Source organism: Methylocella sp. CPCC 101449 (genome assembly GCF_031921685.1).
In the GTDB taxonomy this organism is placed as follows: domain Bacteria; phylum Pseudomonadota; class Alphaproteobacteria; order Rhizobiales; family Beijerinckiaceae; genus Terripilifer.
Map to the genome: position 1 here is coordinate 226,424 of NZ_JAPDHU010000001.1, position 21,102 is coordinate 247,525.

19 protein-coding genes are annotated in these 21,102 nt (G+C 59.9%); 9 read left to right on the forward strand and 10 right to left on the reverse strand.

The annotated features are described in order from the left end of the window. Window positions 1-4: 4 nt before the first annotated feature. The 8 genes from OIM99_RS01040 to OIM99_RS01075 all read right to left on the reverse strand — a co-directional run bounded on the left by OIM99_RS01040 (window position 5) and on the right by OIM99_RS01075 (window position 9,092). Window positions 5-826, reverse strand: coding sequence for an ABC transporter ATP-binding protein (locus OIM99_RS01040; protein WP_311848433.1), 822 nt, complete (start codon window positions 824-826; stop codon window positions 5-7). Between the two features lie 58 nt (window positions 827-884). Continuing rightward, entirely contained in the window at window positions 885-2,216 is a 1,332-nt protein-coding gene (locus OIM99_RS01045; protein WP_311848434.1) for an ABC transporter substrate-binding protein, read from the reverse strand. Window positions 2,217-2,258: 42 nt separating this feature from the next. Further along, complete coding sequence (locus tag OIM99_RS01050; protein WP_311848435.1) at window positions 2,259-3,338, reverse strand: branched-chain amino acid ABC transporter permease; 1,080 nt, start codon at window positions 3,336-3,338, stop codon at window positions 2,259-2,261. An 8-nt stretch (window positions 3,339-3,346) separates the two neighbouring features. Continuing rightward, the gene (locus tag OIM99_RS01055; RefSeq protein WP_311848436.1) at window positions 3,347-4,303 is read right to left on the reverse strand and encodes a branched-chain amino acid ABC transporter permease; all 957 of its coding nucleotides are present in this window, start codon (window positions 4,301-4,303) and stop codon (window positions 3,347-3,349) included. After that, on the reverse strand, window positions 4,303-5,121 hold the full coding sequence (locus tag OIM99_RS01060) for an ABC transporter ATP-binding protein (RefSeq protein ID WP_311848437.1): 819 nt from the start codon (window positions 5,119-5,121) through the stop codon (window positions 4,303-4,305). The genes OIM99_RS01055 and OIM99_RS01060 overlap by 1 nt, the downstream gene beginning before the upstream one ends. Then, the gene (locus tag OIM99_RS01065; protein WP_311848438.1) at window positions 5,118-7,100 is read right to left on the reverse strand and encodes an AMP-binding protein; all 1,983 of its coding nucleotides are present in this window, start codon (window positions 7,098-7,100) and stop codon (window positions 5,118-5,120) included. The genes OIM99_RS01060 and OIM99_RS01065 overlap by 4 nt, the downstream gene beginning before the upstream one ends. Before the next feature lie 186 nt (window positions 7,101-7,286). Next, window positions 7,287-8,240, reverse strand: a complete 954-nt coding sequence (locus tag OIM99_RS01070) for an NAD(P)-dependent oxidoreductase (RefSeq protein WP_311848439.1) — start codon at window positions 8,238-8,240, stop codon at window positions 7,287-7,289. A 72-nt stretch (window positions 8,241-8,312) separates the two neighbouring features. Further along, window positions 8,313-9,092 (reverse strand): helix-turn-helix domain-containing protein, encoded by a 780-nt coding sequence (locus tag OIM99_RS01075; RefSeq protein WP_311848441.1) that lies wholly within the window; start codon window positions 9,090-9,092, stop codon window positions 8,313-8,315. 175 nt (window positions 9,093-9,267) lie between these two features. Between OIM99_RS01075 and OIM99_RS01080 the strand changes: the two genes are divergently transcribed. Beyond that, on the forward strand, window positions 9,268-10,038 hold the full coding sequence (locus tag OIM99_RS01080) for an alpha/beta hydrolase (RefSeq protein ID WP_311848442.1): 771 nt from the start codon (window positions 9,268-9,270) through the stop codon (window positions 10,036-10,038). 44 nt (window positions 10,039-10,082) lie between these two features. Further along, window positions 10,083-11,369: an LLM class flavin-dependent oxidoreductase gene (locus OIM99_RS01085; RefSeq protein WP_311848443.1), complete on the forward strand. Its 1,287-nt coding sequence runs from the start codon at window positions 10,083-10,085 to the stop codon at window positions 11,367-11,369. 179 nt (window positions 11,370-11,548) lie between these two features. Here the strand turns inward: OIM99_RS01085 and OIM99_RS01090 are convergent, their stop codons facing one another. After that, entirely contained in the window at window positions 11,549-12,574 is a 1,026-nt protein-coding gene (locus OIM99_RS01090; RefSeq protein WP_311848445.1) for an amidohydrolase family protein, read from the reverse strand. 426 nt (window positions 12,575-13,000) lie between these two features. Here OIM99_RS01090 and OIM99_RS01095 point away from each other — a divergent pair, with 426 nt between their 5' ends. Beyond that, window positions 13,001-13,531, forward strand: a complete 531-nt coding sequence (locus tag OIM99_RS01095; RefSeq protein WP_311848447.1) for an SRPBCC family protein — start codon at window positions 13,001-13,003, stop codon at window positions 13,529-13,531. A gap of 640 nt (window positions 13,532-14,171) precedes the next feature. Further along, complete coding sequence (locus OIM99_RS01100) at window positions 14,172-14,594, forward strand: TadE/TadG family type IV pilus assembly protein (protein ID WP_311848448.1); 423 nt, start codon at window positions 14,172-14,174, stop codon at window positions 14,592-14,594. Between the two features lie 14 nt (window positions 14,595-14,608). Here OIM99_RS01100 and OIM99_RS01105 read toward each other — a convergent pair whose 3' ends face one another. Next, window positions 14,609-15,313, reverse strand: coding sequence for an FCD domain-containing protein (locus OIM99_RS01105; protein WP_311848450.1), 705 nt, complete (start codon window positions 15,311-15,313; stop codon window positions 14,609-14,611). Window positions 15,314-15,463: 150 nt separating this feature from the next. Between OIM99_RS01105 and OIM99_RS01110 the strand changes: the two genes are divergently transcribed. From OIM99_RS01110 to egtD, 5 genes are all read left to right on the forward strand, one after another. Further along, entirely contained in the window at window positions 15,464-16,324 is an 861-nt protein-coding gene (locus tag OIM99_RS01110; RefSeq protein ID WP_311848451.1) for a fumarylacetoacetate hydrolase family protein, read from the forward strand. 142 nt (window positions 16,325-16,466) lie between these two features. Next, on the forward strand, window positions 16,467-17,420 hold the full coding sequence (locus OIM99_RS01115; RefSeq protein WP_311848453.1) for a VOC family protein: 954 nt from the start codon (window positions 16,467-16,469) through the stop codon (window positions 17,418-17,420). A gap of 27 nt (window positions 17,421-17,447) precedes the next feature. Then, window positions 17,448-18,449, forward strand: a complete 1,002-nt coding sequence (locus tag OIM99_RS01120) for a TRAP transporter substrate-binding protein (RefSeq protein WP_311848455.1) — start codon at window positions 17,448-17,450, stop codon at window positions 18,447-18,449. Window positions 18,450-18,808: 359 nt separating this feature from the next. Then, window positions 18,809-20,089, forward strand: coding sequence for an ergothioneine biosynthesis protein EgtB (gene egtB / locus OIM99_RS01125; RefSeq protein ID WP_311848457.1), 1,281 nt, complete (start codon window positions 18,809-18,811; stop codon window positions 20,087-20,089). Further along, window positions 20,089-21,063, forward strand: coding sequence for an L-histidine N(alpha)-methyltransferase (gene egtD, locus OIM99_RS01130; RefSeq protein WP_311848458.1), 975 nt, complete (start codon window positions 20,089-20,091; stop codon window positions 21,061-21,063). Before egtB ends, egtD begins: the two co-directional genes overlap by 1 nt. The last annotated feature ends 39 nt before the right edge of the window (window positions 21,064-21,102 follow it).

The following is a 21,102-nucleotide window of genomic DNA, read 5'->3' on the forward strand; positions in this document are numbered from 1 at the left end:
TGTATCATGCAAGCCAGCGTTTGCGACGTTTGTAATGCTTGACGTCCCGGAAGCTCTTGCGCTCGGCGCCTGAGATTCCGAGGTAGAATTCTTTTACGTCTTCGTTGTCACGCAATTGTTGCGCATCACCGTCAAGAACAACACGGCCATTTTCAAGGATGTAGCCCCAACTCGCGTAACGCAGCGCGATGCTGGTGTTTTGTTCCGCCAAGAGAAACGACACGCCCTCTTTCGCATTGAGACTTTTTACAATCTCAAAAATCTCCTCGACGATCTGCGGCGCCAGTCCCATGGACGGCTCGTCGAGCAGGATCATTTTCGGCCGCGACATCATCGCGCGGCCAATCGCGCACATTTGTTGTTCCCCACCCGACGTATAGCCGGCCATGGAACCTCGGCGCTGTTTGAGACGCGGAAAATAGTCGTAAATGGCTTCGAGATCGCGGGCGATGGCCGCTCGCCCATCCCTCCGGGTAAAAGCACCGGTGAGCAAATTCTCCTCGATGGACAAATGGCCGAAACAATGACGGCCTTCCATCACCTGGATGCAGCCGCGGCGCACCAGTTCGTTCGCCGACAGGCGATCGACACGTGTGCCTTCGAATTCGATCGAGCCTTTCGTCACCTCGCCGCGTTCGGCACGCAGCAGATTGGAAATGGCTTTCAGCGTCGTGGTCTTTCCGGCGCCATTGGCGCCCAGCAGCGCGACGATGCCGCCGCGCGGCACGACCAGGGACACCCCTTTGAGCACGAGGATCACATGGTCATAAATGACCTCGATATTGTTGACCGCCAGAATGGCGTCTCTCTGGGTGTCGCCCGTCACAGTTCCTACCTCGCCGGATAAAACCCTCCCGACTTTCGCCGAGAGGGTCGATGATCGATCAGCTCGGGCTATCGCAAGCTTCCGTGCGTTTCGGCCAACCCGTATTGCCCGAGGCATATTCCTTCGCGGCGCTCTCGATCAGCGGGCGCACCTTATCCTTGATCGGTGATATCCAGTCCGACGCCTTCACATATTTGGTGCCATCCCATTCGGCCACAAAAGCCTTGTTATGGCCGTTGTGATCGGCGCAGGTGACGCGCACCGGCGCGGCAAAGCCCTCCATGCCCAGCTCTTTCAGGCGAGCTTCGGTAATGTTGAGGCTTTCCAGGCCGCGGCGCACATCGTTGCCATCCACCACTTTCTTGCCCGTGATTTGCTGAGCCGTACGGATGGCTTCGGCTATGAGCACGGAGTTATAGACACCACGATTGTAAAGAGCTTCGCCGATACGATTGCGGTTCTCCACCTTCGACAGTTTCTTGTCGAAGACATGTTTGATGATGTCCTGCATGATCGGATAGTCGGTGCCGGTCTGGTTGAAGCTCAGGGCCTTATAGCCCTTGGCTTCGGCGGCACCGCCACGGGCATCGTCGTCACCGCCGGCCCACCACACGCCGACCATCTTGCCGATGGGATAGTTGTTGCGAATCGCCTCCTTCACCGCCGTCGGGTTCATGGCACCGAAGCCCTGATTATAGATAAAATCAGGCCTGTCGCGGCGGATCGCCAACCAGGTGCCCCCTTGGTTCTGCATGTCGGCGGCGGCAATGGGATAGAGCTTCAGCTCGAAGCCATACTCCTTGGCAAGGTTTTCGAGCAGCGGGATCGGTTCCTTGCCGAACGGCGCGTCGAGGTGAATGAGGCCGAGCTTCTTGCCCCTCAGCTTGTCGAAGCCACCCAATTGCTGCGCCATATAAGTCACCATGACCGAGGCGCCGTCCCAATAGGTCGCCGGCGGATTGAAGATCCACGGAAAGACCGACCCATCAGCGGAGGCGGACAGACCATAGGCCATGGACAGCATGGGGATATTATCGACCGAAGCGCGCGGGATAAGCTGCAGGGTGATGCCCGTTGAATACGGGTTCGTCATCACCGGCTTCTTGTCCTTCACCGCCTCGTAGCATTCGACACCTTTCTTGGTGTCGTAACCGGTTTCGCATTCCTCGATGACGATCTTCACACCGCCGATGCCGCCATCGCGCTGGTTGAGCATCTCCAGATAGTCGCGCATGCCGTCGGCGATCGGAATACCGGAACCGGCAAAGGGGCCGGTACGGTAAGTAAAAAGCGGCACATAGACCGATTCTTGCGCCGATGCCTCGTGAAATGCCGGCATCCCAACCAGGGCGCCGACCACGAGACCCAATGCCAATGCTGATTTTTTCATTGCATTCCCTCCTCGCTACACCCTTTGCATCCGGCCGCGCCGTCAATAAGGAAACGGCCAGACGCGCAGTTTCTGTTTTCCGATCTGCCACAACCGCGCCAATCCGTGCGGCTCGACGATCAGGAAGAAAAGGATCAAGACACCCAGAATGATATAGTTGAGATGCTCCGCGACAGGCCCGCTCAAGGCGATGCCCATCGCCGGCAGGCCGAATTTCAGCGCCGTCGGCAGGATCGAGATGAAAGCCGCGCCGAAGTATGAGCCGATGATGCTGCCCAGGCCGCCGATGATCACCATGAACAGGATGGTGAAACTCTGGTTGATGTTGAAGGCGTCATTGGCTTCGCCGCCGCCATACCACAGGAACATCATGCAGGCGCCGGCGACGCCGCAATAGAAAGACGACACGGCGAAGGACAGAAGTTTTGCCGGCAGCAGACGGATACCCATCAGTTCAGCGGCAATGTCCATGTCACGCACCGCCATCCAACTGCGACCGATCCGGCCATGAACGAGATTGGAGGCAATCCAGGTGAGAAGAATGACAATGGACAGCAACACCAGATAGCGCGTCACCGGCGTGGCATTGGCGCCTGTCACCGTGATGCCGGCGAGCATACGTTGCGGCACCTCGATGGCGCCCGAGGCATTGTAGTTATAGAGCCAGGGGATCCGCACGAAGCTCCATTGCAGGAAAAACTGAGCGGCCAAGGTCGCGACCGTCAGATAGAAGCCCTTGATGCGCAGCGACGGCAGACCGAAGACGACGCCGATGGCCGCTGCGAAGAAACCTGAGAAGAGAATCCAGACGATGATGTTCACGCCCGGGAAAATCGTCGTCAATTTGTAGCAGGCATAGGCGCCCACGCCCATGAAGGCGCCGGAACCGAGTGAAATAAGCCCCGTATAGCCGGTGAGGATGTTCAGCCCGATGGCGGCGAGCGAAAACACCAGGAAGGGGATCATCACCGTCTGGATGAGAAAATTGCTACCGAAGAGCGGAATGGCGATGAACGCAATGGCGAGAACGACGGCGAGGCCGATCCGATCCTGCAGGATCGGAAAGATCGCCATATCGGCGGCATAACTGGTCTTGAACTGTCCTGCTTCCCGATAGAACACCAGATACCTCAAATACGTTCGATAATGCGCTCGCCAAACAGGCCCTGTGGTCGGAACATGAGAAAGACGAGGGCAATGCAGTAGGCGAGCCAGCTTTCCGTGGCACCGCCGACCAAAGGCCCCCAATAGAATTCGCCAATTTTCTCGCCAATACCGATGATCAGACCGCCGACAATGGCGCCAGGCACCGACGTGAAACCGCCGAGGATCAACACGGGTAGCGCCTTGAGCGCCACGACCTGCAAAGCAAAGGACACGTCGGAGCGCGCGCCCCACATAATGCCGGTGATCAGAGCCACGACGCCGGCGATGAACCAGACGATGACCCAGATCTGGTTCAAAGATATGCCGACGGACAGCGCCGCCTTGTGGCTGTCGGCGACGGCGCGCAGCGCGCGGCCGATGCGGGTATATTGGAAGAAGAGCGACAGAGCCGCGATCATGGCAATAGCGATGATCGCGGCGGCGATGTCGATCTTCTGCAAGGTGACGACGCCGCCCAGAATCTTCAGATCGATCGCGCCCTTCGGCAGATAGAGCTGTTCGGCGATCATAACCTTGGGATTGCCGCCGAAAATCGCCTCGCCCAGACCGATCAGCAGATAAGTCAGGCCGAAAGTCGCCATGAAGAGAATGATGTCGGGCTGGTTGACCAGGGGACGCAAGACGGCACGTTCGATCGCATAGGCGAGTACGAACATGACGCCGATGGTGAGCGCCAGCGCCAGAAAAGCCGGCACGCCTTTTTCATAGAGGCCGACGAGGGTGAGGGCGGCGAAAACCACCATGATGCCTTGAGCGAAATTGAAGACGCCCGAAGCCTTGAAGATGAGCACGAAGCCGAGCGCGATCAGCGCATAGAGAATGCCGCCAACGAATCCTTCCCAAAGCGTCTGGGCAAGCAGATCGGGCGCGCTGCCCATCTGCACGAACGGATCGACGAAGATGCTGTAGAGAATGTCCATCAGTGCAACACGCCAAGATAAGCATCGATCACGCGCTGATCCGCCTTGACTTCGTCCGGCGACCCATCAGCGATTTTATGGCCATATTCGAGAACGACGACGCGATCGGAAATATCCATGACCACGCCCATGTCATGTTCGATCAAAGCGATCGTCGTGCCGAAATGGCGGTTCACGTCGAGAATGAAGCGGCACATATCCTCTTTCTCCTCGAGGTTCATGCCGGCCATCGGTTCGTCGAGCAGGAGAAGGTCGGGTTGCATGGCCAGCGCTCGCCCCAACTCAACCCGCTTCTGCAAACCGTAAGGCAGCCGCCCGACCGGCGTCTTGCGGATATGTTCGATCTCGAGGAAGTCGATGATCTCCTCGCAATATTTGCGGTGCTCGATCTCCTCGTTCATCGCCGGTCCGTGGCGGAAGAGATGCCAGAAGAAGCTGCGCTGCATCTTCAGGGTGCGGCCGGTGAGAATGTTGTCCAGCGTCGTCATCCCTTTGAACAGAGCGACGTTCTGGAACGTGCGGGCGATGCCCTGCCGAGCCGCATCATAGGGACGCATGCGTTGGCGCGTCTTGCCCTTGAAGGTGATGCGGCCGGCCTGCGGGTGATAGAAGCCGTTGATGCAGTTGAGCATCGAGGTCTTGCCGGCGCCGTTGGGACCGATGATGGCACGGATTTCACCTTTGCGGATGTCAAACGACACATCGCTCAACGCCCGGACACCACCAAAGGAGAGCGTCACATTCTCGACGGTCAGCAGTTTTTCCGGCGCCGAGGCCGACGCGACAACCGGCTGGAGCTGCTCCATCGTTTCGTTCATGCGGCCCGTCGTTCGGTTGGAGGCGCGACGACGGCATCGCGAATGGCGACGCGCGCCGAAATCATGCCCTTGCGCCCATCTTCAAAAGTCACTTCGGTGGAAATGTCTGCTTCCTGCGAGCCATCGTAGAGCGCCGTCACCAGAGGGCCGTAGCGCTCGGCGATGAAGCCGCGCCGCACCTTCTGCGTCCGCGTCAGCTCGCCATCATCCGCGTCTAATTCCTTGTGCAGGATCAGGAAGCGGCGGATCTGCGCACCGGCCATGATCGGCTCTTTCGCCAGCGCTTCGTTCACGCTGGCGACGTGACCGGCGATGATGTCGGAGACCTGCTTATGGCCGGCAAGCTCCTGATAGGAGCCATAGGAAATGTTGTTGCGCTCGGCCCAATTGCCGACCGCCGTCAGATCGATGTTGAGCATGACGGCGACGTGATCGCGGCCATCGCCGAACGCCACCGCTTCCTTGATGTTGGGAAAGAATTTCAGCTTGTTCTCGATATATTTCGGCGCGAACAATGAACCATCGACAAGCTTGCCGACATCCGCGGCCCGATCGATGATGCGCAGGTGGCCGTCGGGATCGAAAATGCCGGCGTCGCCGGTTTTCACATAGCCATCGTCCGTCATCGCCTCGGCTGTCTTGGCCGCTTCCTTGTAATAAGCAACGAACATGCCCGGCGAGCGGAACTGTACTTCACCATTTTCGGCGATGCGAATATCGACATTGGGCGCCGGCGGCCCGACGCTGTCGGCGCGAATGTCGCCGTCCTTCTGGCAAGTCACGTAAAGGAAGGCTTCCGTCTGGCCATAGAGCTGTTTCAGATTGAGGCCCAGCGAGCGATAGAAGGAAAACAGGTCCGAGCCGATGGCCTCGCCCGCCGTATAGGCGACGCGGATGCGCGAGAAACCGAGCACGTTCTTCAACGGCCCATAGATCAGGATCTCGCCGAGCCCGTAATGCAGGCGTGCCCAAAGCGGCACTTTTTCGCCGTTGAGGATCTTCTCGCCCCAGCGGCGTGCGACGCCGATGAAATGGTGGAACAGCCCCCGTTTCAGAGCGCCGGCATCCTCCATGCGGATCATCACGCGCGTCAGAAGCGATTCAAAGACGCGTGGCGGCGCGAAATAGAAAGTTGGGCCTATCTCGCGGGAATCCTGCTGCGCCGTTTCGCTGTTCTCCGGGCAGGCCATGCAGAAGCCGGCGACAAAGGACTGGGCGTAGTTGAGATAGTGATCACCGACCCAAGCGAGCGGCAGATAAGCGAGGGTTTCGTCACGATCGGTCAGATTGTCGAAAGCCGCCGTGTCGCTGGCCGCGTCGATCGAGCCTTTGCCCGTCAGCATCACGCCTTTGGAGCGGCCCGTCGTGCCTGACGTATAGAGCATGATGGAAATGTCGGCACCGGCGCCGGCATCCACCTCGCTTTCGATCGCGGCGCGGACTGTCGCATCCCGATCGAACTCTTGCCGTGCCACCTCCAGCAGCGCGGCCAGCGCATGTAAGCGACCGTGATCATAATCGCGCAGGCCACGCTCTTCGTCGTAGATGACGTGGCGCAGTTTCGGCAGGCGCGCGCGCTGTTCGATCAGTTTATCGACTTGTTCCTGGTCCTGCACGACGGCGACGACGACATCGGCATTGTCGATAACATGCGCCAGTTCGGTCGCCACCGCATCGGCATAGACGGGCACAGGCACCGCGCCGAGGGTCTGCGCCGCACAGATCGCCCAGTAGAGACGCGGCCTGTTAGCGCCGACAATGGCGATCTTATCGCCGCGATTGACGCCAAGCTTTTTCAGCCCATGGGCCAGCAACAGCACGTTGTCGTAAACGGCGGCCCAATCCCAGGTCTGCCAGATGCCGCGATCCTTGAACCGCATGGCCGGCCGTGCGCCGCGCAGCCGCGCATTGCGGCGCAGGAGTTTTGGAAACGTATCAGCCTCAGGTGCGGATCGCGCACCGGCGGTCGACGCGGTCACTCTGTCCCCTCCACGAGCAAACCCGGCGTGTCGCAACTATACACGATCCGCTCTCTTCAGGCTGCTTTGTTCACCCTAAAGAAAAGACGCCCGGTGCACCCTCCTGCACCGGGCGTCTCAATGGATTAACGCCTTGAAACGGGCAACAAGCCAGTTGTCTAAAAGTCGTAGACGCCGGCCGTTTCCTCAATCGAACGGATAGGTTCCAGGCTCCCAGATCCGGGCTTCCTCAAGCCCCCTGATGCCGGAGCGCAGCATGGCTTCCCAGGAATCCCGGGTGGTGGCGCCAATATGCGGGGAAGCGAAGAAATTCGGCACGTCCAGCAACGGGTTGCCGTTGGCCGGTTCGATGGCGAAAACGTCGAAGGCGGCGCCGGAAATCTGGCCGTTTTCCAGCCGCTCCTTCAAGGCCACTTCGTCGACCATGCCGCCACGTGCGCAATTGATGAGCACGGCGCCCTTCTTCATCTTGTCGAGCACGGCGGCCGAATACATGCCGATGGTTTGCGCATTGCGCGACAGATGGATCGTCACCACGTCGGAACGGGCCCAAAGTTCATCGGCGCTGACATTCTCGACATTCCACTCCTTGCAGAAGTCGGAGATGTCGACCCGGTCGGACGCCAGGATCTTGACGCCATAGGGCTGCAGCAGTTTCACCACTTCCTTGCCGATGAAGCCGCAGCCGTGCACGCCGACGGTGTGACCGCGCAAGTCGGCACCAAAACCGATCGGTCCCTTCCATTCGCCGCGCCGCAGGATCGACGAGAAGTAATGGATGCGCCGGAGCGTCAGCACCATGTAGCTGACGGCCAATTCCGACACGGAGATGCGGTTGATGCCCGGCGCCCACCACATCCTCTTGCCGTACTTCTTCAAGATCACCGGATCGATGTGATCAGCGCCCGCCGACATCAGCGAGATCACCTTCAGGTCCGGCAAGGCGGCGCAGACTTTATCGGTGAAGCGGTCGAGGCCGATGATCGCCGCGTCATAGCCCTGCAGATACTCGATCAACGCGCTTTCGCTGAGCACCTTGCGATCGGAACGGAATTTCACGTCCGGATATTTCTGTTTCATCTCCTCGACGAGATGCGGGTAGAAATCGAAATAGGGCGTGGTGACTGCAACGCGGGTCATTAGGCGCAACCTCTCCATTTTTTTGCGGCCGTCACCGTATCAGCCTGCCTGTCGGACGCAACGGGGATCAGCCTAGCTTGCCCGGATAGCAACGCGAATGTGCTGCGCGGCAGCCCGCAGATGCGCCGATATGTCCGGCAGATGACGCTCCAGCCGGTCAGTGGGACCGGGAATGCCCAACGCGAGCGGCCGATGGCCGGGGGGTGTGTCGATGAGAATGGAAGCCATGGCTCCGTCCCAATGGGCCGTGGGCGCTACCAAGTCCCGCGCCCGGGAGAGCGTGATTTCGAGATGACGATGACTTTCGAGCTGCTGCAAGAAACGCTCGACGGGAAACGAAGCGCGATCCAACGCACCGGCGGCGATGGTCTGCCGATAGACATCGAGCGCTTCAGCCTGGGGACGCAGACTGAGAAACTGCCAGCCCATGCCCGTCTGGATCAGCACGCGTCGCGTGCCGGTCGGGATGGAAAACTGCACCCCCTCGCTGACGCCGCGCAGGGAGCGGACATATTCCAGATGAATGCCGACGGGTGTGCCCAACACCACGCCTTCGTGCGATTGCGCCCAAAGCTGCTGCATCGCTTCAGCGACGACGCCTTCCTCGAAATCATCGTAGGAGATCCAATTGACCAGGCGCGGCAGGCGGGCTGTCGGCATATAGGCGCGCGATTTCGGATCGAAGGCGAGATAGCCCTGCTGGGTCATGGTTTTCAGCAGAGCGGCGGCGCTGGAGACAGGATGGCCGAGCCCGGCCGCCACATCCTTCAGCCGCAACGGCGCCCGCACACGCGCGAACAGCTCGATCACAGCGAAGGCGCGCGACGCCGATTTGACCAGGCGCTCTCCCACCCTGTTCCTCCCGTTTCCAGCAAATTACACATATGTGTAAATCGAATCCAGGCGGCAGATTTCGATTGGAAACGCCTGAAACCACGTCGATCCTGCGCCCATTCGCGCCTCAGGCAGCGACCCGCCACGATCCCTGGGGAGGGAGCACAGGCGGAAGGACAGTGGGAGGATCAACGTGCAGCGCTCCGTCATGACGCTCGGAACGGTCGAGGTCGAGGTTCACGAGCAGGGTTCCGGAAAACCCATTCTGTTTCTGCATGGGGCGAGCGGCTTCAATCCCGCCGAGCCGCATGTGCCGCTGATCGCCGAAAGCCGGCGCCTGCTCTGCCCGTCCCATCCGGGCTTCGGCCGCTCGGCCCTGCCCGACTGGATCGACAATGTCGATGACGTCGCCCATCTCTATCTCGATCTGATGGATCGCTGCGGCTTCGCCACCGTCGACATCATCGGCTGTTCGATGGGTGGCTGGATCGCCGCCGAAATGCTGACCAAGGCGCCGGAGCGGTTCGGCAAGGCCGTGCTCGTCGGCCCCGTCGGCATCAAGATCGGACCGGAGGACAAGCTCGACATCCCCGACATCTATGTGATGCCGCCCAGCGATGTGCCGAAGCTCATCTATCACGATCCGTCGCGCTTTCCTTTCGATCCGGCGGCGCTCTCCGACGAAGAACTGTCGATCCTCATGCGTAATAGGGAGAGCACGGCGCTCTATGTTTGGGAGCCCTATATGCACAATCCCAAACTGACGCATCGGCTCTATCGCGTCAGCAGCCCCACTCTGTTCGTCCGCGGCGCCAGCGATGGTCTCGTCAGCGCCGATTACGTCGACGGCTATGCCAAGCTGATCAAAGGCGCGAAGGTCATCACCATTCCCGATGCCGGGCATGTGCCGCATGTGGAACAACCGGCGGCTTTCGCCAAAACCGTTCTCGCATTCCTGTCCTAACTTGCGCCCGGCATCGCCGGCCCTCCGATCTCGGGAGCTCATCCATGCAAGCCTGGCATTTCACCGAAACCGCTTATCCCTATCTGCCGCCGCCCGACAGCTATCCGTCGATCCGCGTCACCTTGCCCAACAAGCACTATGATCCGCACAAAGGCGCGGCACTCTACGACCGCTTCCTCATGGAATGGCAGATCGCCGAGGAGGAAGGTCTGAACCTCATGCTCAACGAGCATCATCAGACCGCCACCTGCGTCGATCCTGCGGCCCCACTGATGCTCGCCGCCTTGGCGCGACTGACATCCAAAGCGCGCCTGCTGATCCTTGGCAATCCGGCGGCCAACCGGCGCCAGCCGGTACGCATCGCCGAGGAGATGGCGATGATCGACATTCTCTCGAAAGGCCGGCTGGAAGTCGGCTTCGTGCGCGGCGTGCCTTATGAAATCTCTCCGGCCAACAGCAATCCGGTGCGCATGAACGAGCGCTTCTGGGAGGCAATCAATCTGGTCGTCAAGGCGTGGACCAACCATGACGGTCCCGTCAGCCACGAGGGCCGCTTCTTCCATCATCGCAACATCAATATCTGGCCGCGCGTCTATCAGACACCGCATCCGCCGATGTGGATCAGCACGACCAGTGCGAGCGGTGCGCGGCAAGTGGGCGAGAAAGGCTATGTGCAGGCGACCTTCCTCACCGGCTTTGGCGAAACCCGCAAGATCTACGAAGCCTATCGCGCTGGCTGGCGCGCCGCCGGCCGTGGCCAGGACGTGCCCATCGATCGCCTGGCCTATTGCGCCATCGTCTATGTCGGCAAGACCGAGGAGGAAGCCTATCGCGGCGCCGAGAAACTGCTCTGGTATGTCACTGCCAACAAGGTCGCGCCGCAATTCGTCAATCCGCCCGGCTATGTGCCAGTAGCCGCCAATGTGGCGATGCTGCGCGGCGCCACTCACCCTTTAAGCGAATTCGCCAAGAGCGCCAGCGTCGAAGCGGCTATTAAGGCCGGCTTTCTGATGGCTGGCACGCCGGAACAGGTCTACCAGCAGATCAAGCGTCACTATCAATATGTCGGCGGCTATGGACATCTGCTGATCATGGGCCAGGCCGGCTTCCTCGATCACGACGATACGGTGGAAGGCATCCGCAACTTCGCCCGCGAGGTCTATCCGCGTTTGCAGGCTGAATTCCCCGATACGACGATCTCGGGTCAATTCGGTGATGTGCCACCGGAGCCGCCAAAGGACTTTTTGATCGAACGGCCGGCGTCTTCGGAAGCGCCGGCCACTCTGGACGAACGACCGATGACGCCGCTGGGCGTGGCGCGCGGCGCCTGATGAAAAAGCCGCGCCGTCGATGACGGCGCGCGCCCGTCATTGCGAGCGAAGCGAAGCAATCCAGGATTCAAGGTGCAGATCTGGACGCGAATGTGCCTGCGTCACAGGCGTTTCTTGAGACTTTACCACACGCCCCTGGATTGCTTCGTCGCTACGCTTCTCGCAATGACGGTTGCAACCTATTCGGCGGCGGCCAGTTTCTTGTCCGCCACCGGGTCTTTGAGGCCCAGGATGCGACGGGCGTTGTCGTAGAACAGCTTCTGTTTGTCTTCCGCCGACAGATTGAGCTCTTCCAACAGTGCCAGGCAGGTGGCCGGATCCCAGCACGGATAGTCCGTGCCGTACATGACATTGTCGATGCCATAATATTCGATCGCGAATTTCATGCCCGCCGAATGGGGCGACACCGTATCGGTGTACATGCGGTGCAGATATTCGCTGGCCGGGCGCGGCAGCTTGGCGGCCTTGGTGTTCTTGTCCATACGGCCGGACTGGTAGGGCAGCGCGCCGCCCGTGTGCGACATCACCACTTTGAGGCCGGGATGACGCTCCATCAGGCCGGACAGAACGAGACGCGACGCCGCCACGCTGACCTCGATCACCCGGCCGAGGCTCAGATGCAGAGCGCCGTTATAGCCGTCGAGCATATCGGCGAAGATGGCGTCGGTCGGATGCAGGAACATCGGCAAGCCGAGTTCGGCGACCCGCGCGTAGAAGGGCTCGAGCCGTTCTGCATCGATGCGTGCATCGCTGCCGATACTGCCGGGAATATTGACGCCCATCAGGCCGAGCTTGCCGACCGCATGTTCCAGAACGTCGAGCGCGATCTTCGTATCGACCAGCGGAATAGCGGCGCTGGCCCAGACACGGCCGGGATAGCGGCGCTGCGCGCCGGCCATTTCCTCGTTCCAGTGCATGGCGAGGTCGCGGCCTTCTTCGGCTGGAAGCTGCGAGAAGAAAACCGACATCGGACCGATGGAGCAGACGACGTCGACCTGATGGCCGAGCCCATCCATATGGGCGAGCTGATCGTCGAGATCGTGCCATTCCTTCCAGCTCGGCAGCGGATGCGCCTCGTCGGCATGGCGGCGCACGGTGTAGCCGCCGCGTTCGTTCACATGAGCGGAAGGGAAGCCTGTGCGCTTGCACAGCTTCTCGAAGACGGAGCGCGGCCACCAATGAAAATGGGAATCGATAATGTGCATGACAGTGACCCTGATGTTTCCGTCCAAGAACCAGCCCCTGTTATCCGGGGCCTTTGCCGTCATCTAACGCCAAACGGGAGGTCCGTCCACGGACAGAGCCATCAGATCAGCGTGATCTTGGCATTTTAACACAAAGGCATGGTGGAAGGAACAACCGGCACAAGATCGGCACTTCGACTTGCATTCATTGGCTGCGGTGTGCATCCGGCGACTCCGCGCTCCGCACTGCCCAAGGCCGGCCCGAGCTGACTGCCGCCTCACCACTTCCAGCCGTTCGTCGGATGGGCGAGGCATCCGATGGAAAAATCCATTATGATCCTGCGCCACAGAGCTTAAACTGTAGCACAATCGATCGAGAGGAAGCCCAAGGCGTCATTGCTCAAGGCTCCGCTTCCCACATAGATCCTGCGCGATCAGGAGACGACAATGAGCCTTTCAGCGATCATCCTGCTCATCCTGGTGGTGTTCGTCGCGATCCTCGCCTACGCCTGGACCCGTCCCGATACGTTCGCGGTGCAGCGTTCGCTGACCATCGCCGCTTCGCCGGAAAAACTGTTTCCCTTCATCAATGACTTCAATAAATGGCCGGATTGGTCGCCCTATGAGCACCGCGATCCCAATATGAAGCGGACGATCGGCGGCGCGCCCTATGGCAAGGGCGCCACTTATGCCTGGGAAGGCAATAAGAACGTCGGCAAGGGGCGCATGGAGATACTCGACTCGCAATCGCCCTCCGCCATCACGATCAAGCTTGATTTCGAGCAACCGTTCGAGGCGCATAACGTGGCCGAGTTCACGCTGCAGCCGGTTGCCGGCGGCACGAACGTCACCTGGGCCATGCGTGGCCCCGCGTCATTCATGACCAAGCTGATCGGTAGCTTCATCAATATGGACAGGATGGTCGGCAAAGACTTCGAAGCGGGCCTAGCCAAGCTGAAGGACGTGGTGAAAAGCTGATCGGAGCCGCGTTATCAGTGCTCCGGACATAGCGTATTTCTACCGATACGTTTCAGACGCATGCCTGCCAACACAAGAAGGTGATAACGTGCGTATGCATCCTTATGCTAACTTGCCTGCACGATCTCTTCACGTAAAAATAACAGTCAGCGTCATATAGTTACCCGTCAGATCGGAAGCCCGGAGGCTTTCAAGATGCGACTGGCAACGCATTCTCTACACGCGACTTGGATGAACGCTTTCATCGCTTGCGACTCGTGCGGATGGAAAAATAATCTTCCCGCCGATCCCAGCCACATGATCATCATGGGCCGACCGTGGCGCATCAAAATGATGTGCAGCAACTGCGGCGTGACACACAACTACCTGCCCGACAAAGTCGCGCGGCCTTGTCCGAGCCGATCCAGAAGCAAAGTCTAACGGACGGAACAACCACGGCGCCTTCGCAGGTGGGCTGGAGGCTCGCACGGCTACGGCTGTTGGTTGACGGACGTTAACCTCTTCCTGCAGGTCGGTCACACCCAGACTTAACCGCTGCGCCGCTCTTCCGGATTCGATTAGCGACTTGTTAGTCACGCCGTGGCTCAATGGGATACTGCTGAGTCCATAGGTGTTCCGTTTTCAATCGCAGAGAATCGCCATGCGCAAAGATCTCTGGTCGAACCAATCGGGAGTTACGGCCGTCGAATTTGCTCTCGTCGCGCCGATTTTCTTCATGATCCTCCTGGGCATTGTCTGCCTAGGCTATATCTTCGGCGTCCATCACGAATTGCGGCAGATCGCCTCCGAGGCGGCCCGCGCCTCAGTCGCCGGTCTTTCCAATGCCGAGCGCCAATCTCTGGCCTCCAGCTATGTGAACCGGGCGATGCCCAATTATGGGCTGCTCAGTTCGCAGCGCATGACGATGACGACCCAGGTCAGCCTGGCGCCCTCGCCAGCTTTTCACGTGATCTTGAACTACGATCTGAGCGGCACTTTCCCGTATCAGCTCGGGGCCCTGTTTCCGATGATGCCGTCGCCCACAATCCAAAAGCGCGCCGTCGTCGGGCTTGGGGGATATTGAAAGCTGGCGGTCGGTTAGCCCGCCAGAGGCAATTTGCCTTTGCTTTCTTCCTCGACCAGCGCACGCACTCGGCTGGCGGTCGCGTCCAAGTGCGCCGTAAGCAGCGCCACTGCGTTTTCCTCGGCGCGATCGAGCGTGGCTTCCATCAAGGCCCGGTGCTCCGCCGGGAGATCGCGCTCCTGACGCGGTGCTAGAACCGACAGGCGACGATAGCGTTCGGTCTGATCGAAGAGAAAGTCGCGCAGGCGCATCCGCCAGGGGCTTTCGCAAGCGGCGATCAAGGCCCCATGGAAGTCCTTGTGCGCGGCCGCCCAATCCTCGCTGACCCGTTCAAGATCATCGGCGATCCGCTCCGGCGTGCGTGAAAGCCGGTGATGGGCGGCGACGACCTGCGCCTCCCAATCGACGCCACCAGCCCGAATGGCGCGGCGCAGACACGCCGTTTCCAATTCGATCCGCGTGCTGGTGAGATCGAGCAGATCCGCTTCCGACACGCCCGCGACGCGAAAACCACGATTGGTTTCCGCCGTCACCAAACCATCCGAGGTGAGCCGGGACAAAGCCTCGCGCACAGCTCCCAGGCTGACGCCGAGCTGCGCTGACAGCGCCGCGATATTGAGCTTTTCATTGGGCCGCAGACGACAGGCCAAAAGGTCGGCCCGCAAGGTGGCATAGGCCCCCTTGGTCAGATTGGTCTCGTTTCCGGTCGGTCCGCTCAAGCAATTCTCCAAGTAGCTTCCTTGGCAAGGTCTTGTTCGTAGCCGAACTCTCCTTCCATTCAAAATAGATGACATAATGGATAATATATTATTTTTGACAAGCTTGCTCGCCCGTGGGATAGGACTCGCAGAAAAAGAAAGGGAGAGCCCATGCGCTTTACGGCCTATCAGGACGGCACCACCGAAGGATTAGCAACGCTGCGCGCGGATGGCGCCTGGATTGGGCGCAAGGCCGGCGACCCGCTTTATCCCGGCCCTCTCGACGACCTGATCGCCAAAGGCCCGAGCGCTCTGCGCGCCGCGCATGAGGCCCTGCTCGGCGGCGCACCCGTCGATCTGACCAAGGTGGCCATCAAGCCGCCTCTGCTGCGCTCCGGCAAAATCATCTGCGTCGGCCTCAACTATGCCGATCACTCGGCCGAGAGCGGTTTCAAGCAGCCCGATTATCCGACGCTCTTTTCGCGTTTCGCCACGGGCTTCATCGGCCACAACGAAGCGATGGTGCGACCGAAGGTTTCAACCCAGCTCGACTATGAAGGCGAGCTCGTCGCCGTCATCGGCAAGGGCGGCCGGCACATCGCCAAAGCCGCGGCGCTCGATCATGTCATCGGCTATTCGATCTTCAACGACGGTTCGATCCGCGACTATCAGATGAAGACGCCGCAATGGACCGTGGGCAAGAACTTCGACGGCACCGGCGCTTTCGGACCCTGGTTCGTCACCGCCGACGAACTGCCGCCCGGATGCAAAGGTTTGCGCCTCCAAACGCGCCTCAACCGCACCGTGGTACAGAGTGCCATGATCGACGAAATGGTGTTTGATGTCGCGACTTTGATTGCGACGATCAGCGAAGCGATGACGCTGGAAGCCGGCGACCTGATCGTCACCGGCACACCCTCTGGCGTCGGCATGGCGCGCAAGCCGCCGCTCTATATGAAGGCTGGCGACGTCGTCGAAATCGAAATCGACAAGATCGGTGTTCTCAGCAACCCGGTTGTCGACGAAGTCTGAGGGGACTTAGGGCGAATTGCGTTTCGACAGGAACGCAATTTGCCCAGCACTTTTGTTGTGACGCGTCTTTGTGGCGTTTGGCCAAGCCAAACTGCAAAACGCTATAGGGGCAGCATAACGAACACACGAAGGAGGACGTGAAATGACTGCCAACCATGGTTTCATCCAACCGTCGCGCCGGCCGGGAGAACTCGGCATTCATTCGCTCGACCGCTGTCACATCGTGGTGCCCGATCTGAAAACCGCGCAGGATTTTTACAGCGGCTTTGGCCTCGACGTGCGCGAAGAGGGCAACAGTCTCGGCCTCTATACCTATGGCTCGCCGCACAAATGGGTGAGCATTGGCGAGGGACCGCGCAAGAAATTCGGCTATTTCTCCTTCGGCCTGTTCGAAGAGGATTTCGCCCCCTTCGCCAAACGGTTGCAAGACCAGGGCGTGGCGCGCATCGATCCGCCGAAGGATCTGGAATCGAACGGCATCTGGTTTCGCGACCCCGACGGCAATCTCTTGGAAGCGAAGATCGCCGAGAAATCTTCGCCCGCCGCCAAGTCGGAATTCACCGCGGTTTCCGTGCCTGGCGGCCAGCGCGGCGCACCCTATCGCCGCGACGCCGGCCGCGTGCATCCGCGCCGCCTGTCGCATACCTTGCTGTTCACACCCGACGTGTCGCGCGCCATCGATTTCTACAGCCGCGTGATGGGGCTGCGCCTCTCCGACCGATCCGGCGAAGGCATCGCCTTCATGCATGGCATTCACGGCAGCGACCATCATCTTGTCGCCTTCGCCAAATCGAACGCCCCCGGCCATCACCATTTTAGCTGGGATGTCGGCTCGATCATGGATGTGGGCCTCGGCGCGATGCTGATGCTGGAAAAGGGTTACGACCGTGGCTGGGGCCTAGGCCGCCACGTGCTCGGCTCCAATTATTTCCACTACATCCGCGATCCCTGGGGCAGCTACAGCGAATATTCCGCCGACATAGACTTCGTGCCGGTCGACCATGATTGGCAGGCTGGCGACCATCCGCCGGAAGATTCGCTCTACGTCTGGGGCCCCAATCTGCCGGAGGATTTCATCCACAATTACGAAGCTTGATCGCATAGCCGCTAAGGGAGGGAACGCATGAAAACATGGCTGAGGGGGCTTTTGGGGGGGCTCGCGGTCTGCGTTATGGCGCAGACCGCGCAAGCGCAACAGTTCACAATGAAACTGTCGTCGCCGACCATCAATGACGTGACGCATGAATGGATGAAGGCCTTCAAAGCCGGCGTAGAGGAACGCTCGAAGGGCAAAATCAAGGTCGAAATCTATCCGGCCAACCAACTCGGCCAGATCCCTGCGACCGTCGAAGGCGTCGCCATGGGAACGATCGAGATGACCTTCCCGGCGATCGGCTTCTATATAGGTCTCGAACCGCGCTTCCAGACGCTCGATGCCAACGGCCTGTTCGACAGCACCGAACATGGCCAGAAGGTTCTCGCCGATCCCGAGATTCGCAAGAGGCTGGCGAGCTTCGGCGAGGCGCAGGGCGTCGAACCGCTGGTCACCTTTCTCAGCGGCCAGATCGTTCTCGCGACGCATAAGCCGATCCGGACGATTGATGACTTCAAGGGCCTGAAGCTGCGCACCACCGGCGGCTCGCCCATGTATAACGAGCCTTTCCTGAAGCTCGGCGCCTCGCCTCTCTCGCTGCCTTTGGGCGAGGTTCTGCCCAATCTGCAAAACAAAGCCATCGACGGTGCCATGGCCAATATGGCTGTGATCGCCGCCTTCAAATATTTCGACATCACGAAATATGCCACTTACCTGCCCGGCTCGTTCACCATCGTGTCGGGCCTCACCAATCGGCGTTTCTTGAAATCGCTGGGGCCAGAGCTGGAAGCGATCGTGCGCGATGAAGCGCGCAAGCACGAAACCTTGTTCACCAGCATGGCGCCGAAATTCCAGACTGAGCTCGAAGCCGCCTGGAAGAAAGGTGGCGGCGAGCTGATCACCTTCTCGCCGGACGAGACGAAGCGCTATCTCGATCAGGTGACATCGGTCATTCCCAAGATCGTCGGTGCTTCACCGAAGACCAAGGAAGACTATGACGCCTTCCTGGCGGCGGCGAAAAAATATCGCTGATCTCTATCGACAGGGTTCTTGACGCCGCGGCCCACGACCGCGGCGTTTTTCTTTGAGGCGGGCGACGAAATCATCGAAGCCTTCGCGAATGCGACAGGCTTGTGTACGAAATTTGGCATCTCGCCCCATTTTCTGCTTAAGTCTGCTCATGCCAGTCTCCTGACATTTCCTGTCAGGAGCGCTGGCCGACAAACATTGTGCCGGCGCTGCCCGGCCCCTATCTGACCGCAGACCGAAACTGGCCCGATTATCGGGCTCAGTGCCGTCATTTAGTGCATTTTCAGGCAACTAATCGTCCGAGTCTCCGTTAATCACACTGGACCGAACGATGAGCGACTGAAGTCGGAGGAAGCGAACTCATGAACTTTCATCGCCCGCCCGATACCCCTCTTTCGCCGCCAACTGGACTGGATGCCCGGATATTCGCGACACGACAGCAATCGGTGGCTCTCGCCGATCCGCTCTCGGCGGAGGATCAATGCGTCCAGGCCATGGATGATGCGAGCCCGACGAAATGGCATCTCGCCCACACCACCTGGTTCTTCGAAACCTTCGTGCTGAAGCCGCATCTCGACGGATACCGGCTGTTTGATGAGCGCTTCCCCTATTGCTTCAATTCCTATTACGAGGCTGAAGGCGAACGGCATCCGCGCGCGCGTCGCGGTATGCTGACGCGCCCCACGCACGACGAAGTGATGGACTATCGCGCCTATGTCGACGAGAGCCTGACAAGGCTCTACGCCAGCGGCAAGGCGCAAGAGAAGCCGATCGCCACTCTTCTGGAGATCGGTCTCAATCACGAGCAACAACATCAGGAATTGTTGTTGACCGATATTCTGGCGCTGTTCGCCCAGAGCCCCTTACGTCCAGCCTATCGCACGCTCGCCGATCCGAAGCTGGCCGATGCGTCTCCCACCACGCAATGGATGGCTTTTGACGGTGGCATCGCCGAAATAGGCCATGCTGGCGGGTCCTTCTCCTTCGACAATGAATTGCCACGCCATCGCGCCTTGATCCATCCGTTCAAAATGGCCGATCGCCTGGTGACGAACGGCGAATGGTTGGATTTCATGCAGGCCGACGGCTATCGCACGGCCAATCTCTGGCTGGCCGATGGCTGGGCCATGGCGCAGCGCGAAGGCTGGCGTGCGCCGCTCTACTACGTGGAGCAGGATGGCCAATGGCTGCAAATGGGACTGGGTGGCCTGCAAGCGATCGATCGCGAAGCGCCGGTCAGCCATGTCTCATACTATGAAGCGGACGCCTATGCCCGCTTCGCCGGCAAACGCCTGCCGACGGAATTCGAATGGGAAGTCGCCTCGGCGCAAGCGGCGCGCGACTGCAACGATCTCGGCAGCGATCTATTGCGACCCACGCCGGCACGCCAACAGCAGGGCCTGCGGCAAATGTTCGGCGATTGCTGGGAATGGACGCAGAGCGCCTATCTGCAATATCCGGGCTATGTGCCGCCGGCCGGCGCCATCGGTGAATACAATGGCAAGTTCATGGTGAGCCAGATGGTTCTGCGCGGCGCCTCTTGCGCGACGCCGCGCGATCATTCGCGCTCCACCTATCGCAATTTCTTTTATCCCTGGCAGCGCTGGCAATTCATGGGCCTGCGCCTCGTGGAAGATGCATGATGACCTCCTCTCTCAAACACCGCTCCGCCATCGCGACCTCTCCGGACAAGATGGAATTCGCCGCCGACGTCATTCACGGCCTCTCGCAACCGAGCAAGAGCCTGTCATGCCGCTGGTTCTATGACGCCAAGGGCAGCGATCTGTTCGAACAGATCACCGAACTGCCAGAATATTATCCGACCCGCACCGAAACGCGCATTCTGCAGGACTGCGTGCCGGCAATCGTCGCGCGGACCGAGGCAGGCTCGGTGCTGGTCGAATATGGCTCGGGCTCCAGCCGCAAGACCGAGATTTTACTCTCGGCCTTGAATAAACTTGCAGCCTATGTGCCCATCGACGTATCGGAAGCGGCACTTGAAGACGCTCGCGCACGCCTCTCCGCCAAAATACCAGGGCTGCGCATCTTCCCCGTCATCGGCGACTTCCTCGCCGAGATCGATCTGCCAGCATCATTGCGACAGAAACCGCGCCTCGGCTTCTTCCCCGGTTCCACCATCGGCAATTTGACGCGCGATGCGGCGCAAGGTCTGCTGCGCACCATGGGCGAACGGCTCGGCCCGCACTCGCGGTTGATCGTCGGCGTCGATCTCATCAAGGATCCAGCCGTTCTCGTGCCGGCTTATGACGATGCCGCCGGCGTCACCGCCGAGTTCAATCTCAACGTCCTCGAGCGCATCAATCGCGAGCTGTCTGGCACGTTCGACGTCGACGCTTTCGAGCATCGTGCGATCTGGAACGCGGCGCAATCCCGCATCGAGATGCATCTGGAGAGCCGCCGCCAACAGACAGTGCAGGTGCTCGACCGGACATTCGATTTTGCCGCCGGCGAGCGGATTCATACCGAGAATTCACATAAATATTCACTCGATGGCTTCAGTGAACTGGCACGAAAAGCCGGTTTTGAGACGCTCGAGTGCTGGACGGATGCGAACTCGCTCTTCAGCGTGCATGACCTGCGCTTCAATCCGCGTTAGTCTGCGGCGATGCACGGCCAAAGACAAAGCGGGCATTGA